At 76.6% G+C, this 19,422-nt stretch carries 14 protein-coding genes; 6 read left to right on the top strand and 8 right to left on the bottom strand.

Going from position 1 to position 19,422, the window contains the following annotated elements:
* Positions 1-283: 283 nt before the first annotated feature.
* Positions 284-1,591 carry an MFS transporter gene (locus BLS21_RS12400; protein ID WP_091218547.1) on the top strand — a complete coding sequence of 436 codons (1,308 nt, stop codon included), beginning with the start codon at positions 284-286 and terminating at the stop codon, positions 1,589-1,591.
* A 122-nt stretch (positions 1,592-1,713) separates the two neighbouring features.
* Here BLS21_RS12400 and arr read toward each other — a convergent pair whose 3' ends face one another.
* Entirely contained in the window at positions 1,714-2,175 is a 462-nt protein-coding gene (gene arr / locus BLS21_RS12395; protein ID WP_091218545.1) for an NAD(+)--rifampin ADP-ribosyltransferase, read from the bottom strand.
* A gap of 240 nt (positions 2,176-2,415) precedes the next feature.
* Here arr and BLS21_RS26220 point away from each other — a divergent pair, with 240 nt between their 5' ends.
* Together BLS21_RS26220 and BLS21_RS12390 are read left to right on the top strand one after the other, a co-directional pair.
* Positions 2,416-2,547 (top strand): hypothetical protein, encoded by a 132-nt coding sequence (locus tag BLS21_RS26220; protein ID WP_281241934.1) that lies wholly within the window; start codon positions 2,416-2,418, stop codon positions 2,545-2,547.
* Positions 2,548-2,612: 65 nt separating this feature from the next.
* Positions 2,613-5,597 (top strand): ATP-binding protein, encoded by a 2,985-nt coding sequence (locus tag BLS21_RS12390; RefSeq protein ID WP_091218543.1) that lies wholly within the window; start codon positions 2,613-2,615, stop codon positions 5,595-5,597.
* A 129-nt stretch (positions 5,598-5,726) separates the two neighbouring features.
* Here BLS21_RS12390 and BLS21_RS12385 read toward each other — a convergent pair whose 3' ends face one another.
* On the bottom strand, positions 5,727-7,532 hold the full coding sequence (locus BLS21_RS12385; RefSeq protein ID WP_091218540.1) for a DEAD/DEAH box helicase: 1,806 nt from the start codon (positions 7,530-7,532) through the stop codon (positions 5,727-5,729).
* Between the two features lie 363 nt (positions 7,533-7,895).
* Between BLS21_RS12385 and BLS21_RS12380 the strand changes: the two genes are divergently transcribed.
* Positions 7,896-9,101, top strand: coding sequence for an aminotransferase-like domain-containing protein (locus tag BLS21_RS12380; protein ID WP_217636110.1), 1,206 nt, complete (start codon positions 7,896-7,898; stop codon positions 9,099-9,101).
* A 6-nt stretch (positions 9,102-9,107) separates the two neighbouring features.
* Here BLS21_RS12380 and BLS21_RS25565 read toward each other — a convergent pair whose 3' ends face one another.
* The 3 genes from BLS21_RS25565 to BLS21_RS12365 all read right to left on the bottom strand — a co-directional run bounded on the left by BLS21_RS25565 (position 9,108) and on the right by BLS21_RS12365 (position 10,821).
* On the bottom strand, positions 9,108-9,305 hold the full coding sequence (locus BLS21_RS25565) for a PIN domain-containing protein (RefSeq protein WP_217636109.1): 198 nt from the start codon (positions 9,303-9,305) through the stop codon (positions 9,108-9,110).
* 348 nt (positions 9,306-9,653) lie between these two features.
* Complete coding sequence (locus BLS21_RS12370) at positions 9,654-10,502, bottom strand: type II CAAX endopeptidase family protein (protein ID WP_091218538.1); 849 nt, start codon at positions 10,500-10,502, stop codon at positions 9,654-9,656.
* 1 nt (position 10,503) lies between these two features.
* The gene (locus tag BLS21_RS12365; RefSeq protein WP_091218536.1) at positions 10,504-10,821 is read right to left on the bottom strand and encodes a hypothetical protein; all 318 of its coding nucleotides are present in this window, start codon (positions 10,819-10,821) and stop codon (positions 10,504-10,506) included.
* A 104-nt stretch (positions 10,822-10,925) separates the two neighbouring features.
* Here BLS21_RS12365 and BLS21_RS26215 point away from each other — a divergent pair, with 104 nt between their 5' ends.
* Positions 10,926-13,223: an ATP-binding protein gene (locus BLS21_RS26215; protein WP_091218533.1), complete on the top strand. Its 2,298-nt coding sequence runs from the start codon at positions 10,926-10,928 to the stop codon at positions 13,221-13,223.
* Between the two features lie 120 nt (positions 13,224-13,343).
* Here BLS21_RS26215 and BLS21_RS12355 read toward each other — a convergent pair whose 3' ends face one another.
* From BLS21_RS12355 to BLS21_RS12345, 3 genes are all read right to left on the bottom strand, one after another.
* The gene (locus BLS21_RS12355) at positions 13,344-15,029 is read right to left on the bottom strand and encodes a DNA repair helicase XPB (RefSeq protein ID WP_091218531.1); all 1,686 of its coding nucleotides are present in this window, start codon (positions 15,027-15,029) and stop codon (positions 13,344-13,346) included.
* A 103-nt stretch (positions 15,030-15,132) separates the two neighbouring features.
* Positions 15,133-16,416, bottom strand: coding sequence for an SAM-dependent methyltransferase (locus tag BLS21_RS12350; protein WP_091218529.1), 1,284 nt, complete (start codon positions 16,414-16,416; stop codon positions 15,133-15,135).
* 58 nt (positions 16,417-16,474) lie between these two features.
* Positions 16,475-18,733: a helicase C-terminal domain-containing protein gene (locus tag BLS21_RS12345; RefSeq protein WP_091219146.1), complete on the bottom strand. Its 2,259-nt coding sequence runs from the start codon at positions 18,731-18,733 to the stop codon at positions 16,475-16,477.
* Between the two features lie 52 nt (positions 18,734-18,785).
* On the opposite strand from BLS21_RS12345, the gene BLS21_RS12340 reads away from it, so the two are divergent.
* Positions 18,786-19,313: a hypothetical protein gene (locus BLS21_RS12340; protein ID WP_091218526.1), complete on the top strand. Its 528-nt coding sequence runs from the start codon at positions 18,786-18,788 to the stop codon at positions 19,311-19,313.
* Positions 19,314-19,422: the final 109 nt, after the last annotated feature.

The raw sequence follows: 19,422 nt of genomic DNA, 5'->3' as shown, positions 1-19,422 counted from the left end.
CGGAGGGGCGAAGTCCCCCGCCCCGGGCCGTGTGAGCGGGCGTCCGCGGGGGTAGCGTGGAGAGCGTCCGGGCCGGGCGCATCGTGCCCCCGGGTGCCAATTTGGTTACGCCTTCGCGGACCACCGCCCCGACCTCGGTCGGGGGTCTGGAGCCGCGTTGTGCCTCTCGCCGCGAGGCGGCCGTCGCCCGGTCCGGACCCTTCTCCTGCTTCGGCGTGCCGTCGTGGCGTGTCGCCCTTACGGTCGATCCGAATCCACATCTCGGGCGACGTGGGGAGGTCCCATGGCCGACACGGTCCACCAGGGTCCGGGCACGACGACGACCGAGGAGCGGCACCGGCTGCCGGTCCGGACGCTGGTCTCGGCAAGCATCGGCAACGCGGTCGAGTGGTTCGACTGGACGGTCTACGCGACGTTCGTCGTCTTCTTCGCCGGCCAGTTCTTCCCGGCGGAGAACCAGGCGCTCGCCCTGATCGGCGCGACGTCGACCTACGCGCTGGCCTTCTTCTTCCGGCCGCTGGGCGGCATCCTGCTCGGCCGGTTCGCCGACCTGCGCGGCCGCAAGGCCGGGATGCTGCTGACCATCCTGCTGATGGCCGGCGGCTCGATGGTCATCGCGATCCTGCCCACCTACGAGCAGGTCGGCTGGCTGGCGCCGATCCTGCTGCTGCTCGCCCGGGTCGCCCAGGGCATGTCCCTCGGTGGTGAGGTGTCCAACGCCTCCGCGTACCTCGGCGAGATCGCCCCGCCCGCCCACCGCGGGCGGTACTCGTCGTTCTTCTACATCTCCACCGGGTCGGCGCTGCTGGCGGCGTCCCTGCTCGGCGTGCTGCTGACCAGCACGCTCAGCCAGGACCAGTTGGAGTCCTACGGCTGGCGGATCGCCTTCTTCATCGGCGGCGTGCTCGGCCTGGTGGGCATGTGGCTGCGCCGGTCACTGGTGGAGACCGAGCAGTTCGAGGAGAACGCCGAGAAGGCCCGCGCGACGAAGCACCCGCTGCTGCAGACGATCAAGCACCACCCCAAGGCCGTGGTGCAGCTGTGCGCGTTCACGCTGCTGTCGACGCTGTCGTACTACACGTTCTTCAGCGCGCTGACGCCGTTCGCGATCACCTTCCGGGACGCCGACAAGACCGACGTCTTCATCGCGCTCTCGATCGGCACCGCGCTGTTCGTCGCGCTGTGCTACCCGTTCGGGAAGCTCTCCGACCACATCGGGCGCAAGCCGCAGCTGCTGATCTGGTCGGGCGCGATGGCCGTGCTGATCGTGCCGCTGTCCTTCCTGGTCCGCGACAACCTGCTCTCGCTGATCGTCGTCTTCTGCACCGGCCTCGGGCTCTACGCGCTCATGGCCTCGATCGCCCCGGCGATCATGAGCGAGCTGTTCCCCACCGAGCTGCGGGCCATCGGCATCGGCTCCTGGTACAACCTGACCGTCGCCACGTTCGGCGGCACGGCTCCCCTGGTGATCACCTGGCTGTCCGAGGCCGGGCACCCGCTGTGGTTCTTCTGGTACGTCGCCGTGGGCGCCGCGGTCGCGTTCGCCGTCATCCTCACCCTGCAGGAGACCAAGGGCACCGAGCTGCGCTGAGGCCCGGCCCTCCCTCACGGTGGAGGCGTGGTGGCACCGGCCGGCTCTGCTCTCCCGCAGCGGAACAGCTGTTCCGCTGCGGGAGAGCAGAGCTGTGTCGTCTGCCGACGCGAGGACCCCTGCTAGTCCTCGATGACGTCCAGCCCCCGTTCCCGCAGCCGCGTCAGGCTGTCCAGCATCCCCTCCAGGACCTCCGGGTCATGGCCCTCCCAGTCGTCCAGTTCCCCGACGACGCGCAGCGGATGGCGGGTGCGGTAGGACTGCGTGGGGTTGCCGGGGAACCGCTCGTCGGTCACGTTCGGGTCGTCCTCGAAGGGGCCCAGGGGCTCCACGACGTAGACGTGTCCCCGCTCCGCGCTCCCGGCCAGCGCTGTCGCCAGCTCCGCTCCCCACGCGGCTGTGTCCACGAGCGCGGTGAAGTAGACGTGGTTCGACACCCGGCCCTCCTGGAAGTTGGAGCCGTAGCCGGGAACCAGCTCGTCGCCGGCCTGGAGCGCGGCCTTCGTCCCGTGGTAGAAGGGGCCCTCGACGTGCGCACAGCGTTCGTGGGTCACGGGGACGTGGCTGCTGCTCTTCTCGCCCATCGCCGTCCTCTCCTCGGACACCGGGGTCGGCCGCCCTGCCCCATCCCAGGGGGGCGATCCTGCCGGGCAGTGCCGGGGGGCAGCGGACGCGCACCAGGCGTCACACCCCACCAGAAGAGGGCCGGCTGAGGGGCCTCAGCCGCGATCCACCCCGGCAGGTCCGCCCGACCGACCGATGCCGTGGGTGCCCCCTCAGCACGACCGTCGTCGTCATCGATCCGACGACGACAGGAGACGGTCGTGAGCACCTACCCGAACCCGGGACTGGAGGCCGAGCTGGCCTACCGCCGCGAGCTGCTGCAGCAGATCGGCCGCGGCACCCGCACCCGGCGCAACGCCTGGACCACCCGCTGGTCCCGGCGGGCGCGCTGACGGAGGACGGGGTCCTCCCGCTGCGCGTGGGGAGGCAGGAGGGTCCTTCTGCCACGATCGGCGCCGTGCCGCAGTGGGACGACGACCGACCGCTGGTGGGCCGGGACGCCGAGCTCGCCCGCCTCCTGGCCACGGTCGACCACGCTCTCGAGGGCCGTGCCGGGGCGGTGCTGCTCGCCGGGGACGCCGGCGTCGGCAAGACCCGGCTGCTCGACGAGCTCGCCGCGCGCGCCGCCCAGCGGGGCCTGCGCGTGCTCACCGGGCACTGCGTCGACCTCGGCGACGTCGGGCTGCCCTACCTGCCGTTCGTCGACCTGCTGCGCCCGGTGGCGGCGGGGTCCGGGCAGCCCGGGCTGCCGGAGCTGCTGTCGGGCCGGGGCGCCCCCGCGGTCCCCGAGCTGCCGGCGGGGGACGCCGCCGACCTCGGCCGCCCGCTGGTGCGCCGTCCCGTCGCGGACGGCGGGCGGCTGCAGCTGTTCGAGTCGGTCGCGGCGCTGCTGGGCGAGCTGGCCGCGGAGACGCCGCTGCTCGTCGTCCTCGAGGACCTGCACTGGGCCGACCGCTCCAGCCGCGACCTGCTGCGCTACCTGCTCGCCCGGCTGGCCGAGGAGCCGATCGCGCTCGTCGCCTCCTACCGCTCCGACGACCTGCACCGCCGCCACCCGCTGCGCCCGCTGCTCGCCGAGCTGGTCCGGCTGCCCGTGGTCGAGCGGCTGGAGCTCGCGCCGCTCCCGGACGCCGCCGTCGGCGAGCTGGTGCGCGGCCTGGCCGCCGGCGTGCCCGACCGCACGGTCGAGGACGTCGTCGCCCGCGCCGAGGGCAACGCCTTCTACGCCGAGGAGCTGCTCGCCGCCGGGCTGGCCGGCGAGACGCTGCCGCTGGGGCTGACCGACGTGCTGCTGGCCCGGGTGGAGCAGCTCGGCGAGGCGGCCCAGCAGGTGCTGCGGGTGGCCGCGGTCGCCGGCCGGCAGGTGCGCCACGACCTGGTCGCCGCCGTCAGCGGGCTGCCCCCGGCCGACCTGGAGGCCGCCCTCGCCGAGGCGGTGCACCACCACCTGCTCGTGGTCTCCGACGGTGGCCGCTACCGCTTCCGGCACGCCCTGCTGCGCGAGGCCGTCCTGGCCGACCTGCTGCCCGGCGAGCGGGTCCGGCTGCACGCCACCACGGCCGCCCACCTCGCCGCCACGCCGGGGGCCGGCACCGCCGCGGAGCTGGCCCACCACGCCCGCGCCAGCAACGACCTCGCCGGCGCGTTCTCCGCGTCGCTGGAGGCGGCGGCCGAGGCGTGCCGCGCCGGTGCGCCCGCCGAGCAGCTGCAGCACCTGGAGACGGCGCTGGCGCTGTGGCCGGCCGTGCCCGACGCCGCTCCCCGCGCCGGGCGCGACCAGCCGACCCTGCTGCTCGACAGCGCGGCCGCGGCCCGCACCGCGGGGGAGCCGCAGCGGGCGGTGGCGCTGATCCGCGCCGCGCTGGACCTGCTCGGCCCGGACGGCGACCCGGTCGAGCGGGCGCGGGTGCACTACCGGCTGGCCCAGGCGCTGGGCCGGATCGAGGACCAGGCGGCGGCCTACCGGGAGAGCAGCCGGGCCATGGCGCTGGTGCCGGCCGACCCGCCGTCCCCGGTGCGCACCTGGGCGGCGGCCACCCACGCGCGCACCAGCTGGTCCCTGGGCCGCCGGGCGGAGGCCGACGCCGCGGCCGACGAGGCACTGGCCGCCGCCGACGCCCTGGGCCTGGACAGCGCGTGGGCCGACACCGCGGTCTCGCTGGCCCGCATGCGCGGCGGCAGCGACCTCACCGGCCGGCTGGAGGAGGCCCTCGTGCGGGCCCGGCGGTCGGGCGACACCGACGTCGAGCTGCGGGTGCTGTTCAACCTCGCCGTCGTCCCGTACGAGGCCGGCGACGTCGCCGCCACGCTGCGCCGGGTCGACGCGGCGCTGGACCGCGCCGCCGAGCTCGGCGTCGAGTGGTCGTTCTACGGCGCCGAGCTGCGCCACCTGGGCGTGTCGGCCCGGTACGTGTCCGGCGACTGGGACGGTAGCCTGGCGCTGGCCGACCGGCTGGCGCGGGTGCCGGAGATGGCCGCCCACGTGCGCGCCGCCGGGCTGCTGGTGCAGGTCGGCCGCGGGGACCCGTCGGCCGCCGAGCGCGTGGTCTGGGCCCGCGGGCTGATCGAGCGGCTGGACGCGCACGTCCTGCTGCTGCTGGCGACGGCCGGGGCGGAGATCGACCTGGCCGCCTGGGCCGGGGACGCCGGGACCGCCGTGGCACGGGCGCGCGAGGCGGTGCGGCAGGTGCGGACGCACTGGGACGTCGACCGGCTCGCCGTGCTCCGGCTGGTCGCGACCGCGCTGGCCCCGGTCGGGGACGCCGCCGCGACCGCCCGCCTGCAGGGCGACGAGGCGGCGGCGCGGCGCTGGGTCGAGGCGGGGCAGGAGCTGGTCACCGAGGCCCGCGCGGCGGTCGAGGACCACCTGCGCGACGTCGGGCCGTTCGGGGTGGAGGCGGCCGCCTGGCAGGCCCGCGTGGAGGCCGAGGCGGCCCGGCTCTCCGGCCGGGCGGAGCCGGCACCGTGGCGGGCCGCGGTCGACGCCTTCGGCTACGGGCACGTCTACGAGCAGGCCCGGTCGCGGTGGCGGCTGGCCGAGGCGCTGCTGGCCGTCGGCGACCGGGCCGCCGCGGCCGAGGAGCTGCGTGCCGCCGCGGAGGTCGCCGCCCGGCTCGGCGCGGCTCCGCTGCGGTCGGCGGTCACGGCCCTGGCCCGGCGGGGGCGGCTCGACCTGCCCGGGGTCGGGCGCGTGCCGGACGCGGCGGCGGTGTTCACGCCGCGGGAGGCCGAGGTGCTGCGGCTGCTGGCCCAGGGCCGCACCAACCGGCAGATCGGTGCGGAGCTGTACATCAGCGAGAAGACCGCGAGCGTGCACGTCAGCCGGATCCTGGCCAAGCTCGGCGCGGGCGGGCGCACCGAGGCCGTGGCCCTCGCCGCCGCCCGCGGCCTGCTCACCCCGGCTCCGGGCAGATCACCTCGGCCTGCTCGGTCAGGTGGCTGACCTGCGGCGGGGCTTCGTGCAGGGGTCGTGGGGAGCGGGGCCCCGGAGGGTCCCCGACGAGCGGCCGGGCGGGCTCAGCTCAACCGGGGGACGGCACGTGGCCGCGGTGCGGTCCGGAGGACCGCAGTGTCACAGCATCGTGCGGAGGCGTTCGCGGCGGGCGCGGAGCACCTCGACCGACGCCGAGGCCGACGGCGGGCCGGGGACGGCCTTGCGCAGCTCGGTGTGCACCACCCCGTGCGGCCTGGAGGTCTTGGCCGCGACCCGGGCGACCAGCCGGTTGACCTCCCGGCGCAGCTCGGCGGCGTCGCGCCAGGAGCGGCCGGCGTCGTCCTCGTCGGGGTGGTCCTCGACGATGGGCAGCTCGCCGGTGTCGTCGTCGTGGACGCGCTGGGCGATGCGCAGCCGCAGCTCCTCGTCCCGCCGGGCCAGCAGGGACGCCGTCTGCTCCGGCGTCAGCAGGCCGGGGATGCCGAGGAAGTCCTCCTCCTCGGCGGCCATGTCGTCCCCCGCCCGCCCCGTGGCCGGGCGGCCCTCGCCGGTGTGCGCGGTGCCGCTGTGCAGCACGTGGGCGAAGCGGGCGTCGGCCTCCAGCGCCTCGAACTGCTTCATGGTGACCGGCTCGCGCTCCTTGGCCGGGAGCGGCTCGAGGTCGAGGCCCTCGGGGTCCTGCGCCTTGGGCGGCGGCATGACGTGGTTGCGCTGCTCCTCCATCGACGCGGCCAGCGACAGCAGCGGGCGCACGGCGGGGAGGAACACCGTCGCCGACTCGTGCGCGGCCCGCGCGCGGACGACGCGGCCGACCGCCTGGGCGAAGAACAGCGGCGTCCGGTAGGAGGTCATCCACGCCAGGACGGCGGCCCGCGGGACGTCGACGCCCTCGGAGATCATCCGCACGCAGACGGCGATCCGGGCCGAGCCGGTGGCGAAGCGCTCGATCTTCTTCGACGCCTTGGGGTCGTCCGAGAGGATCAGCTCGGGTGCCTTGCCGGTGACCCGGCGGACGATCTTGGCGTAGGCGCGGGCGTCGTCCTGGTCGCTGGCGAGGATCAGCCCGGCGGCGTCGGGCATGCCGCCCTCCTCGCGCAGGTGGGTGATCCGGTCGTCCATGGCCGCGATGACGTGCGGCACCCACTGGCCCTTGGGGTCCAGGGCGGTGCGCCAGGCCTGCATCTCCACCGACCGGGTGCCGGCCTCGGACAGCGACGCGGCGACGACCTCGCCGGCGGAGTTCCGCCAGCGCGAGGTGCCGGTGTAGGCGGCGAAGACGACCGGGCGGACGACGCTGTCGGCCAGCGCCTCCTTGTAGCCGTAGGTGTAGTCGGCGCGGCTGACCAGCCCCATGCCGCCCTCGCCGTCGTCGCCCTCGAAGCCGTCCTCCTCGTAGCGCACGAAGGGGATGCGCTCGTCGGGCTTGGTGCGGAACGGCGTCCCGGTCAGGCACAGCCGGCGCGCGGCGAAGCCGTAGGCCTCCTCGACCGCCTCGCCCCAGGACAGGCCGTCACCGGCGTGGTGCACCTCGTCGAGGATGACCACCGTCTTCACGGCGGTGGCGCGGGCCGCGTGCAGCATCGGCTTGCCCGCGACCTGCGCGTAGGTGGTCACGTAGCCCTGGGTGCCGGCGCGCACCGGGCCGACGGCGTTGGTCAGGTTCGGGTCCAGGACGATGCCCATGCGGTCGGCGGCCTCGGCCCACTGCAGGCGCAGGTGGTCGGTCGGGCAGACGACGATCACGCGGGCGACCTCGCGCCGCTGCAGCAGCCGCGCGGCCAGGGTGAGGGCGAAGGTCGTCTTGCCTGCGCCCGGCGTCGCGGTGACGAGGAAGTCCTTCGGTGACTCCTGTTCGTACTGCTCCAACGCGGCCTGCTGCCAGGCCCGGAGCGGTCGGCTGGTCCTCTGCGGGGCGACCGCCTCCGCGCGTGCTGCACTCGCCATGTCGGGAGTCATCCTGCCTGGGCGGCGAGCAACACGCCGAACCGGCCACCTCCCGCGCGCGCCGTCCGCGAGGACGTATGGCGCCGACCGTTCCGCCGCTGACCTGCGCCGATGCCCCGTCCGACCCGGACGGTGTGGGCATCGTCATGCCCGCGACCGGCCGGGTCGCGCGTTCCGCCGGTCCCGGCTGCCCACCGCGCCCCAGCCGTCCCACCCGGGCGTCGTGCGGGGCGTCGCGCCGGCAGCGGTCGTACGCTGGGTGCGGCTCCTCGACCAGGAGGCCCTCCCGGCCCGGGTGACAGCGGCACACCACCCGCACCCCGGCGCCGTCCCCCTCACCGTGCAGTCCCTCCTGGAGCACCCGTGTCCTCCCTCGCCCTCTCCCGTCCTGCCCCCGCCCTCGCCGAGCGACTGGCCGGGGTGGCCAGCTCGCCGGTCCGCGAGCTGCTGGCCCTCCTCGACCGGCCGGAGGTCGTCTCCTTCGCCGGTGGCCTGCCCGCGCCGGAGCTGTTCGACCTCGACGGCGTCCGCGCCGCCTACGACGCCGTGCTGTGGGGGTCGTCGGCCCGCCGGGCGCTCCAGTACGCGCCCACCGAGGGCGACCGGGAGCTGCGAGCCCGGGTCGCCGCCCGGATGACCGCCCGCGGCCTGCTCACCACCGTCGACGACCTGCTGGTCACGTCCGGCTCGCAGCAGGCGCTGACCCTCGTCGCGACGGCGCTGCTCGACCCGGGTGCGGTCGTGCTGGTGGAGGACCCGACCTACCTCGCGGCGCTGCAGTGCTTCCAGCTCGCCGGCGCCCGGGTGGTGCCCGTGCCCACCGACGAGCACGGCATCGACCCGGCCGCGCTGGCCGACGTCCTGGAGCGGGAGCGGCCGGCGCTGCTGTACCTGGTCCCGACCTTCGCCAACCCCACCGGCCGCACCATGCCGGCGCAGCGGCGGGCCGAGGTCGTCGAGCTCACCGCCCGGCACGGCGTCTGGGTCGTCGAGGACGACCCCTACGGCGAGCTGCGCTACCGCGGCGCCCCGGTGCTCCCGCTGGCCGCGCAGCCGGGCGCCGACGACCACGTGCTGCACGTCGGCAGCTTCTCCAAGATCGCCGCGCCGGGGCTGCGGCTGGGCTGGCTGCGGGCGCCCTCCCGGCTGCTGCCCGCGCTGACCGTCGCCAAGCAGGCGGCGGACCTGCACACCTCCACCATCGACCAGGCCGCCGCGGCGGCCTGGTTCGCCGGGGCCGACGTGGAGGCGCACGTCATGACCCTGTGCTCGGCCTACCGCGCGCGCCGTGACGCCCTCGTCGAGGCCCTGCCGCACGCGCTGCCGCAGGGGAGCACCTGGACCGACCCCGACGGCGGGATGTTCGTCTGGGTGCGCCTGCCCGGGACCCCCGACACCGCCGACCTGCTGCACCGTGCGCTGGCCCACGACGTCGCCTTCGTGCCCGGTGCGGCCTTCTACGCCGGGACGCCGGACCGCGCCACGCTGCGGCTGTCGTTCACCACGAACACCCCGGAACGGATCGCGGAGGGCGTGCGCCGGCTGGGGGCGGTGCTGGCGGAGGTCTGAGCCGGGTCAGGACGGTGCGACGACGGGCAGCCCCGCGTCGGTGGCAGCCTGCGCCAGCCGCTCGTCGTGGACCACGAAGGCGTCCAGCGCCGACCCGAGGATCAGGGCCGTCGCCAGGTGGACGGCGTCGAGGCCGCGCAGGGACGGCGGCCCGAGGTCGGCGGCCACATCGAGGAGATCCAGGCTCAGGGGGATCAGGTCCATCCCCGCGAGGAGTCTGCGAGCAGTCGGCACCGCGGCGGCCCGGCCCGAGCCACGGCCCGCACGACCTCGACACGGGTCAGGGAGCTGGCTGACCACGCGGCCTCCTCACGGGCTGCCGACCACGCGCGCAGAGGCGGGGTCTCCTGTTCGCGGACGACGAGCTTCGTGAGGGCGGAACCGTCGAAGGCGATCACAGTCGCTCGGCGCGCTGTTCGGCCAGTGCCTCGGAGATGCTCGGCGCTCCAGGAGCGGCCGCCACGGGCTCCGGGATGAAGCGTGGCCCGGTGGCCGGGATCAGCCGGCCCTCGGCGACCAGCCGCTCGCGTGCCGTCTCGGGCGGCTGACGACTCAGCGCCGGCCCCGCACCGCGAGCAGGGCGCCGGCCGTGAACAGCACCGCGGCGACGACCGCGTAGAGCGTGGGCTGGCCGCCGGCGAGCAGGTCGTCGACCAGGTTGCCCTCGTTGTTGGAGGCGTTGAACGTCGCGTGCACGATCCCGGCGGCCAGCAGGCTGCCGGCGGCGCCGCGCACGGTGGCGCCCACCAGGAGCCGCATCAGCACCCCGAGCACCAGCAGCCCGCCGGCGGCGAGGCCGACGCCGCCGGGCGTCAGGTCGCCGATGAAGGCCAGCGGCAGGTGGACCGCCGCGAACGGGACGGCGGTCAGCGCGGCGGCCGCGAGGAAGCCGTGCCGCCGCTCCAGGCGGCCCTGGAAGAAACCGGCCCACACCGTCTCCTCCCACAGGTGCACGAGCAGCACCGCGGCCACCACGGAGAGGGCGCCGGACGCCAGCGTCGCGAGCAGGTCGCCGGTCTGCAGGCCCTGCCCCGCGGCCACCCCGACGGCGAGGGTGAGCACCGGCAGGGCCAGCAGCACCGCGGCCCACCAGCCGGCGCCGAAGCGCCACTGCACGGCGCGGCGGAGCAGGACCCGGACGGCGGAGCGCCCGTCGGCGACCGCGGTGACCCACAGCGCGGCGGGCAGCATCACCAGCAGCGTCGTCCCGAGGGCGAACGGCTCCTGCGGGAGCGGCCCGCCGGGCAGGACCCCGTGGGTGGTGAGCGCGGGCAGCGACATGAGCGGCCACCCCACGACGGCGACCAGGACGAGGAAGGCGGTCAGCGGGCGCCGGGCGACCCGGCCGCGCAGGCCGCCGGCCGCGGTGGGGACGGGACGGCGGGCGTCGGTGGCGGACATGTCAGGACCTGCTTCCGGTTCGGGGGAGGGGAGGCCCGTCCAGCGCGCGGGCCGGGGCGACGGACGCGGTGGGCAGGGCGGCCAGGTCGCGGGCGAGGACGACGTCGGCCTGCCGTGCCGCCTGCACCAGGCACAGGCACCGGCACTCGTCGGGGAGGATCCAGGCGGCGCACCAGCGGATCGCCGTCCCGGCCGCGCCGAGCCGGGTCACCGCCCGGCGGAGGGCGCGGTGCATCTCCACCGCGTCGGCCACCGACGGCGGGCAGCTGCGGAACTGCACGAGGAAGAGCCCGGTCTCCCCGTGCCCGCGCGCGCCCATGCGGCCACGCTCGCCGCCGGCGGGCGGTGCGCACAGCGGGCATCTCCCGGAGGGTGGTACGGGTCCTCCCACGCACCCGTACCCGGCCGCTACGGTCCCCGGCCATGGTGCGGCGGGCAGCCCCCGCGACGGGGTCCCGGCTGCCGGCCGAGCGCAGCTCGTTCGTCGGCCGGCGGGCCGAGCTGGGCCGGGTGCGCGAGCTGCTGGCGGAGTCGCGGCTGGTGACGCTGGTGGGGCCGGGCGGGGTGGGCAAGACCCGGCTGGCCCTGCGGGCCGCCGACGAGCTGCGCCGGTCCTTCCCCGACGGGGTCGTGCTGGCCGACCTCACCGCGGTCGCCGACCCCGCGCTCGCCGCCGCGCAGGTCGCGGCCGCCTTCGACGTCCGGGACAGCACGGGCCGCTGGCTCCCGGCGTCGCTGGCCGACGTCCTCGGCGAGCGGCGGGTGCTGCTGGTGCTCGACAACTGCGAGCACCTGCGTGACGCCTGCGCCGTGCTGCTCGACGCGCTCACCCCCGCCTGCCCCGGCCTGTCGGTCCTGGCCACGAGCCGGACGCCGCTGGACCTGCCGGGGGAGGCGCTGCTCGCGGTGCCGCCGCTGCCGGTCGGTGCGGGATCCGAGGCGGTGGCGCTGCTCGGTCAGCGGGCCCGGGCGGCGGCCCCCGACCTGGTGCTGACCCCGGCGGACGACGGCACCCTCGCCGAGCTGTGCCGGAGGCTGGACGGCATCCCCCTGGCGATCGAGCTGGCCGCCGTCCGGTTGCGCACGCTGACCCCGGCCGAGCTGCTGGACCGGCTCGACGACCGCTTCGGGCTGCTGCGCCGGCCCGGGGCCGCGGGGCCGGACCGGCACCGAACGCTGCGGGCGACGATGGAGTGGAGCGCGGACCTGCTCGGCGGGCGCGAGCGGCTGCTGTGGGCGCGCTCTTCGGTCTTCGCCGGGGGTTTCGACCTGGCGGCCGCCGAGGCGGTGTGCGCGGACGACGGGCTTCCGGAGGCGGACCTGCTCGACGCGATCGGCGGGCTGGTCGACGCCTCGCTGCTCACCGTCGTCCGGAACGGCGCCGGGAGCCGGTTCGGGATGCTGGAGACCGTCCGGGCGTTCGGTCGCGACCTGCTCGCGGCGTCGGGGCAGGAGCAGGTGGTGCACCGGCGGCACCGGGACTGGTGCGCCCGGCTCGTGGCCGACGCGGCGGCGGAGTTCCTCGGCCCCGGGCAGGTGGCCGCCTTCGACCGGCTGGCCGGGGTGCACGCCGAGCTCGCCCCTGCGCTGGAGCACTGCCTGCGCACGCCCGGCGAGGAGGCGGCCGGGCTCGCGACCGCCGCCGACACCTGGCTGTACTGGGCGGCCCGCGGCCACCTCGGCGAGGGACGGCGCTGGCTGGACCTGCTGCTGCGGGCGGTGCCGGCACGCTGCCCCGAGCGGGCGCGGGCCCGGGTCGTCGCCGGATACCTCGCCCTCGTCGCGACCGACCCGGACACCGCCGTCCCGCTGCTGGAGGAGGGGCTCCGGGACGCGCGGGCGCTGGACCAGCCGGCGGTGGCCGCGCTGGCCACCCAGTACCTCGGCCAGGCGGCGCTGTTCCGTGCCGACCTGGCGGCGGCCGACCGCCTGCTGCGCGCCGCGGCCGCGGAGCACGAGGCGGCCGGAGCGTCGGCCGCGGCCTTCTGCTGGGCCGACGTCGGGGTGACCGCCCTGCTCGCCGGCGATCTCGGATCCGCCGACGCAGCCTTGGTCACGAGCCTCGCCGGAGCCGCGGACCCGTGGACCCGGTCCCACGCCCTCTGGGGGCAGGGCCTGGTGCGGCTGGCGGCCGGCGACCCGGCAGCGGCCACCCGGCTCGAGGAGCAGGCGCTGCGACTCATGCGGGAGGTCGACGACCGCAGCGGCGTCGCGCTCTGCGTGACCGCCCTCGGCTGGACCGCGGCCGCCCGTGGGGATGCCGAGACGGCCGCCCGGCTGGCCGGCGCGGCCGACGCGGTCTGGCGGTCGGTGCCCGCCCGGCTACCGGGGCCGCTGACCGCGGTGGACGACCGCTGGACGAGGGTGGCCCGTCGCGCCCTCGGCGAGCAGCGGTGGGGCGCCCGGCACGCCGAGGGCAGCGCCCTCGAGCGGGCGTCGGCGGTCGCGCTGGCACTGGGGGAGGGGCCGGTGGCGGGGACGCCGACGCCCCCGCCGTCCGGCCCGCTGACCCGCCGCCAGCGGGAGGTGGCCGACCTGGTGGCCCAGGGGCTGACCGACCGGGAGATCGCCGCGCGGCTGGTCATCTCACCGCGGACGGCGGAGTCGCACGTCGAGCAGATCCTCACCCGGCTGGGCTTCCGCTCCCGCGCGCAGATCGCCGCGTGGACGATGACACAGCGACCCTCCGGGTCGCACCGCACCCAGGTGCCGTCCCCCTAGGGCGGGGCCGTGCGGTCCCACCCTCCTCGGGGGACCCTCCGGGCCCCCGCTCGTCCGGCGTCGCACCGCGGCCAGGTCCCGCCGCGAGCTCGCGAGTGGTGGGGGGCAGAGGGTCCTTCGTCAGTCGGCGGGCTCGTCCACCCAGTCGGGGCCGTTGACCTCACCCGGGCCGGCCAGGTCGGCGGCGTCGACGATCGTGTACGCGTAGCCCTGCTCGGCCAGGAAGCGCTGCCGGTGGGCGGCGTACTCGGCGTCGAGGGTGTCGCGGCTGACCACGGTGTAGAAGTGCGCCTGCCGGCCGTCGGCCTTGGGGCGCAGCACCCGGCCCAGCCGCTGGGCCTCCTCCTGCCGCGACCCGAAGGTGCCCGACACCTGGACGGCGACCGCGGCCTCGGGCAGGTCGATGGAGAAGTTGGCGACCTTGGACACCACCAGCGTCTTGATCTCCCCGGCGCGGAAGGCGTCGAAGAGCTTCTCCCGCTCCCGGTTGGTGGTCGAGCCCTGGATGACCGGGGCGTCCAGCGCCCGGCCGAGCTCGTCGAGCTGGTCGAGGTACGCGCCGATCACCAGCTTCTGCTCGTCGGGGTGCCGGTCGAGCACCCGGCGGATCACCGGCAGCTTCGACGTCGCGGTCGCGGCGATCCGGTAGCGCTCCTCGGGCTCGGCGACCGCGTAGGTCATCCGCTCCTCGTCGTCGAGCGACACCCGGACCTCGATGCACTCGGCCGGCGCGATGTAGCCCTGGGACTCGATGTCCTTCCACGGGGCGTCGTAGCGCTTCGGGCCGATCAGCGAGAAGACGTCGTCCTCCCGGCCGTCCTCGCGCACCAGCGTGGCGGTCAGGCCCAGCCGGCGGCGGGACTGCAGGTCGGCGGTGAGCCGGAAGATCGGCGCGGGCAGCAGGTGCACCTCGTCGTAGACGATCAGCCCCCAGTCCTGCGCGTCGAAGAGGTCCAGGTGCCGGTACTCGCCCTTCCGGCGGGTGGTGATCACCTGGTAGGTCGCGATGGTGACCGGGCGGATCTCCTTGCGCTCGCCGGAGTACTCGCCGATCTCGTCCTCGGTCAGCGAGGTGCGGGCCAGCAGCTCGCGCTTCCACTGCCGACCGGAGACGGTGTTGGTCACCAGGATCAGCGTCGTCGCCCTGGCCTCGGCCATCGCCGCGGCGCCGACCAGCGTCTTGCCCGCACCACAGGGGAGGACGACGACGCCCGAGCCGCCCTGCCAGAAGCCCTCGACGGCCTCCTGCTGGTAGTCGCGCAGGTGCCAGCCGTCCTGCGCCAGCTCGATCGGGTGCGCCTGGCCGTCGACGTAGCCGGCGAGGTCCTCGGCCGGCCAGCCGACCTTGAGCAGCGCCTGCTTGAGCCGGCCGCGCTCGGAGGGGTGGACGACGACGGTGTCGCCGTCGATCCGCGCGCCCAGCATCGGGGCGACCTTCTTGCTGCGGACGACCTCCTCGAGCACCGCCCGGTCGGAGCTGGTGAGGACCAGCCCGTGCACCGGGTCGTTCTGCAGGGTCAGCCGGCCGAAGCGGTCCATCGTGTCGGCGACGTCGACCAGCAGCGCGTGCGGCACGGGGTAGCGCGAGTAGCGGACCAGCGCGTCGACGACCTGCTCGGCGTCGTGCCCGGCGGCGCGCGCGTTCCACAGCGCCAGCGGCGTCACCCGGTAGGTGTGCACGTGCTCGGGCGAGCGCTCGAGCTCGGCGAACGGCGCGATCGCCGCGCGGCACTCGCGGGCGGCCGGGTGGTCGACCTCGAGCAGCAGCGTCTTGTCCGACTGGACGATGAGGGGTCCGTCGTTCACGGGGACCTTTCGGCAGGCGGGAGGGGACGGCGGCCGCGCACGGCCTCCGACACGGTAACCACGGGGACCGACAGGCCCTTCCCGCTGAGCGTGTGACCTGGGCTCACAGCCAGGCGCGCAGGCGCAGCGGCGGCTCCTCACCGCCGGGACGCCGGGTGAGCACCTGGTCGACCCCCAGCCGCCCGGTCTCGAACGCCAGGGCGCTGGCCGCCATGTACAGCCGCCACACCCGCGCCCGGCCCTCGTCGCTGGCGGCCACCGCGGCGTCCCAGTGCTTCTCCAGGCGCTCCAGCCAGGCCCGCAGGGTGAGCGCGTAGTGCCGGCGTAGCGCCTCGACGTCGAGCACCTCCAGGCCGCCGGCCTCCAGCGCGGTGACGGTGTCGCCCAGCCGGAGCAGCTCGCCGTCGGGGAAGACGAACCGGTTGATGAAGGTGCCGCGGCGCGAGCGGGGGTCCCCGGCGTTCTGGGCGATGGCGTGGTTGAGCAGCCGGCCGCCGGGGCGGAGCAGGTCGCGCAGGGTGGCGACGTACGCCGGCATCCCGGCCGCGCCGACGTGCTCGGCCATGCCGATCGAGCTGATGGCGTCGAACGGGCCGTCGGGGACGTCGCGGTAGTCCTGGACCCGGATCTCCACCCGGTCGGCGAGCCCGGCGGCGGCGACCCGCTCGCGGGCCAGCGCCGCCTGCGCGGCGGAGATGGTCACCCCCACGACGTCGGCCCCGTACCGCTGCGCGGCGTGCAGCGCCAGGCTGCCCCAGCCGCAGCCGACGTCGAGCAGCCGGGCGCCCGGACGCAGGGCGAGCTTGCGGCAGACCAGGTCGAGCTTGGCCTCCTGCGCGGCGTCCAGGCCGGTGGCGGGGGAGGCCCAGACGGCGCACGAGTAGACCAGTGTCGGGCCGAGGACGAGGCGGTAGAAGTCGTTGCCCACGTCGTAGTGGTGGGAGACCGCGGCGGCGTCCCGGGTCCGGGTGTGCCGGCGCCCGGACCGGCGTGCCGGCACCTCCTGCGGCGGCCGCGGAGGAGGTGGCCCGAGGGCCCCGAGCCGGGCGGCGGTGCCCACGAGGCAGGCGCGCTGCCGCACCGTCGGGACCGGCGGGCGCTCGGTGGTGGCGGACCACCCGGCCGTCGTCAGGGCCGCCAGGGTGGCCACGACGTCGTCCTCCACGTCGAGCTCCCCGACGACGTAGGCGCGGCCCAGGCCCACCTGACCCGGCGCCCAGACCAGGCGCCGCAGCGCCCGCCGGTCGCGGACGGTGACCACCGGAGCGCCCGGCGGGCCGGCCACGGAGCCGTCCCACGCCCGCAGCCGGACGGGCAGGTCGTCGATCCCCAGCACCGTCCCCAGCGCAGTGGCCAGCTGCTCGGCGGTGCTCCCGTCGGTCCCCATGCAGCGGGAGGGTCGCGTCGACCGTTGCGGGAGGCAAGCGGTTCACGCGTGCGAGACGTCAGGACGACGCGGCCCGCTCCTCGTCCTCCACCAGCGCCACCGAGGTGATCCGGTGGACGGCGAACGTCCGGCTCTCCCCCCGGCGTTCGTCGTAGCCCTGCAGGAAGCCGCCGGCCAGCGACACCGGCTGGACGACGCGCTGGCTGCCGCTGCCCTGGGCGTCGACGTAGCCCAGCCACACCGGCACGCCCTCGCGGACCGCCCGCGAGAGCAGCTCCAGCGTGCTCGCCGTGGTGACCCCGGGGACCTGCCGCACGGCCTCGCCGCGGCGGGCGGCCAGGGCGGCGTCGCCGGCGCGGATCTCCCGCACCGTGGCGGCCACCTCGTCGCCGGTGAGGGGCCGCGGCGCCTGCGGGGCCGACCCCCCGGGACGGCGGCCCGCGGCGCGCGGCCGGGCCGGCGGGCGGGTGAGGACGGCGCCGCCGGGGGACTCGCCGGCCGGGGCGTAGCCCGCGCCGCGCAGCACCGTGAGCACCTCGTCGGCCCCCAGCCCGCTGACCAGCACCCCGGGCGCGAGGCGGCGCAGCTCCGCGCTGGCCGTGCGCCGGTCGTTGAGCACCTGGGAGAGCAGCCCGTGGTCGTCGGAGCGCACGTAGCTCTCGATCGCGCCCACCCGCAGCCGGCCGTGCTGGCGGGCGACGTCGTCCACCAGGTAGTCGAGGGCCTGCGGCACCGGCGTCCGCGAGGCGCGGGCGAAGAACTCGTGCAGGTCGGTGGCCGACCAGCCGGAGTCCAGGGCGCGGCGCACGCTGGCCTCCGACACCCGGAACACCGTCGCCCCGCCCGAGGACTCGACGTCGGCGACGACGGCGAGGGTGTCGGCGAGCTCGGCCACCAGCGGGCCGGGCGCCACCAGCGACAGGTCGGGCTGGGCCAGCACGTGGTCGACCGGGTCGGGCAGCAGCCCGCGCATGCCGTCCGCCGCGCCGTCCTCACCGGTGGCCAGCAGCCCGCGCCCGCCGCCGGACAGCACCCCGCCGACGACGACGCCCAGCCGCGCGGCCTCGGCCAGCAGGTCGGGCACGGGGGCCAGCCGGTCGGCCCGCCGCGGGGTGCGCCAGCGCAGCAGCGCGACCAGGTCGTCGGCGGCCACGCCCCGGCCGGGCGGGTACTCGGCCAGCGCGCTGAGCGCCGAGCGGCGGATCGCCGGCGCGGTGTGCCGGACCAGGTCGGGGGACAGGGCGTTGACCGCCTTGCCCGAGACGTCGCGCTGCCCGGCCAGGGAGGGCAGCCGCACGGCGGCCAGCCAGCCGGCGGCCAGCGTCGCCCACCGGTCGGGCAGCTCCTGTTCCCGCCACAGGTCGAAGGCGCGGGTGGGCAGCCACTCGTCGCGGTGCGGCCCGCCGACGTCGAGCAGGCCGGCCGCGTACGCCAGCTCCAGCAGCCAGCCCGCCTCGGGCTCCGGCACCTGCAGGGCGCGGGCCAGCCGCTTCTGGTCGCGGACGCCGACGCCCCCGCTGCGCAGCAGCCCCGCCGGCTCCTCCTCGAGCAGGGTCAGCAGCTCGCCGACCCGCCCGATCGCCTCCATCGCGGCACCGGCGGCCTGCCGGTCGACGACGGCCGGGTCCCGCTCGACGACGGCCGGCTCCGGGCGCACCCGCGGCGGGCCGTAGGGCAGGCCCCCGCGCAGCTGCAGCCCGAGCTCGCGGGGCAGCTCCACGTTGAGCGCGTCGATGCGGGCCAGCAGCCCGCGCTGCAGCAGCCGCCGGGCGGGGGAGGCGGCGCTGCCGTCGGTGTCGGGGAGGTGACCCACGGGGCGGTCGCCGGCCAGCCGCAGCAGCACGTCGCGCTCCTCGGCCGGCAGCTCGGCCAGCGCCTTCGGCAGGTCGGCCGGCAGCGTCAGCCGCAGCTCGCCCGCCCGCCGTCCCAGGCCGGCCGGGTGGCGGACCGCGCGGCGCACCGGCTCGGGGGCGTGCAGGACGTCGTCGCCCCACAGCAGCGCCCGCGTGGTGAGCCGGTCGACGGCACCCTGCAGCACGTCGTCGGGCACCGCGGGCAGCGCGGCGGGCAGGTCGGCGGCGTCCACGCCGTCGGTGTCGGCGAGCAGCACCACGTCGAGCACCTGCAGCGTGGCGGCGTCCAGCTCGTCGAGGGCGCGGTCGACCGACACGGGCACGGCCAGCCGGCTGGCGAGGGCCACGACGTCGGACGGCGCGGGGCGGGCCACGTCGGGCCGGGCGGACAGCAGCGCGGCCAGCTGCTCGTCGCTGCGGGTGCGCAGCCAGGAGGCGAGCGTCGCGGGGGCGGGCGAGGACATCCGGTCCACGTTACGTCGCCGTTCCGACCGACGCCCCTGCCAGCATGGAGGCGTGATCCCGGCCGCCGACGACCCCCAGACCCGCACCGCGCTGACCGGCTACCAGGCCGGGGCGCTGCGCTGGCTGGCCGGCGGGCTGATCGCCGTCGTCCTCGGGGTGCTGCTCGGCGCCGCCGCGGTCACCATCGCCCGGGACTCGGGGCAGCGGGTGCCGCTGGCCGGCCTCGTCGTCCTCGCGCTGGTGATGGTGGGCTCGGTGTCGGCCGCCGCCGGGGCCGGCGCGCTGGCCCGGCACCACCGCTGGCAGCGGGCGCTGCAGACGGTGCCCTGGCAGACCGGCGTGCTGCGCATCGCGGGGCCCGCGGTGCTGTCCTTCGAGCCCGAGGGCTACGACGAGCTCGACCCCCTGGCCGAACCGGTGCGGCTGCGGCTGACCAGCACCGCGGTCTGGCGCACCCGGGCGGTCCAGCAGCTGCACGACGCGGTGGTGCGGGCCGCCCCCGTCGGGCCGCGCGAGTGGGTGCTCACCGCGGACGGCCTCCCCACGCTCTACGGCGCCCGGGCGGTGCGGCACCACTGACCCGGCGCAGGGGCTGACCGGCGTGCGTCCGGGGTACTGCTTCCGCCAAGATGCACGACGGACGCGGGCACCGGGCGGTGCACCGCGCGGACCAGCACAACGGAGGGCA

Origin of the sequence: Geodermatophilus siccatus (assembly GCF_900103785.1) — a bacterium.
Taxonomy (GTDB): domain Bacteria; phylum Actinomycetota; class Actinomycetes; order Mycobacteriales; family Geodermatophilaceae; genus Geodermatophilus; species Geodermatophilus siccatus.
Note: the sequence above shows the minus strand (reverse complement) of the source record. Positions and strands in the feature narration are given on the sequence as shown.

Coding starts and splice junctions, on each gene's coding strand:
- BLS21_RS12365 (WP_091218536.1), bottom strand. CDS start 10,821: ATGGGCGCGCGCGGGCACGGGGAGACCGGGCTCTTCCTCGTGCAGTTC.
- BLS21_RS25565 (WP_217636109.1), bottom strand. CDS start 9,305: ATGGACCTGATCCCCCTGAGCCTGGATCTCCTCGATGTGGCCGCCGAC.
- BLS21_RS12370 (WP_091218538.1), bottom strand. CDS start 10,502: ATGTCCGCCACCGACGCCCGCCGTCCCGTCCCCACCGCGGCCGGCGGC.
- arr (WP_091218545.1), bottom strand. CDS start 2,175: ATGGGCGAGAAGAGCAGCAGCCACGTCCCCGTGACCCACGAACGCTGT.
- BLS21_RS12345 (WP_091219146.1), bottom strand. CDS start 18,733: ATGTCCTCGCCCGCCCCCGCGACGCTCGCCTCCTGGCTGCGCACCCGC.
- BLS21_RS12350 (WP_091218529.1), bottom strand. CDS start 16,416: ATGGGGACCGACGGGAGCACCGCCGAGCAGCTGGCCACTGCGCTGGGG.
- BLS21_RS26215 (WP_091218533.1), top strand. CDS start 10,926: ATGGTGCGGCGGGCAGCCCCCGCGACGGGGTCCCGGCTGCCGGCCGAG.
- BLS21_RS12385 (WP_091218540.1), bottom strand. CDS start 7,532: ATGGCGAGTGCAGCACGCGCGGAGGCGGTCGCCCCGCAGAGGACCAGC.
- BLS21_RS12400 (WP_091218547.1), top strand. CDS start 284: ATGGCCGACACGGTCCACCAGGGTCCGGGCACGACGACGACCGAGGAG.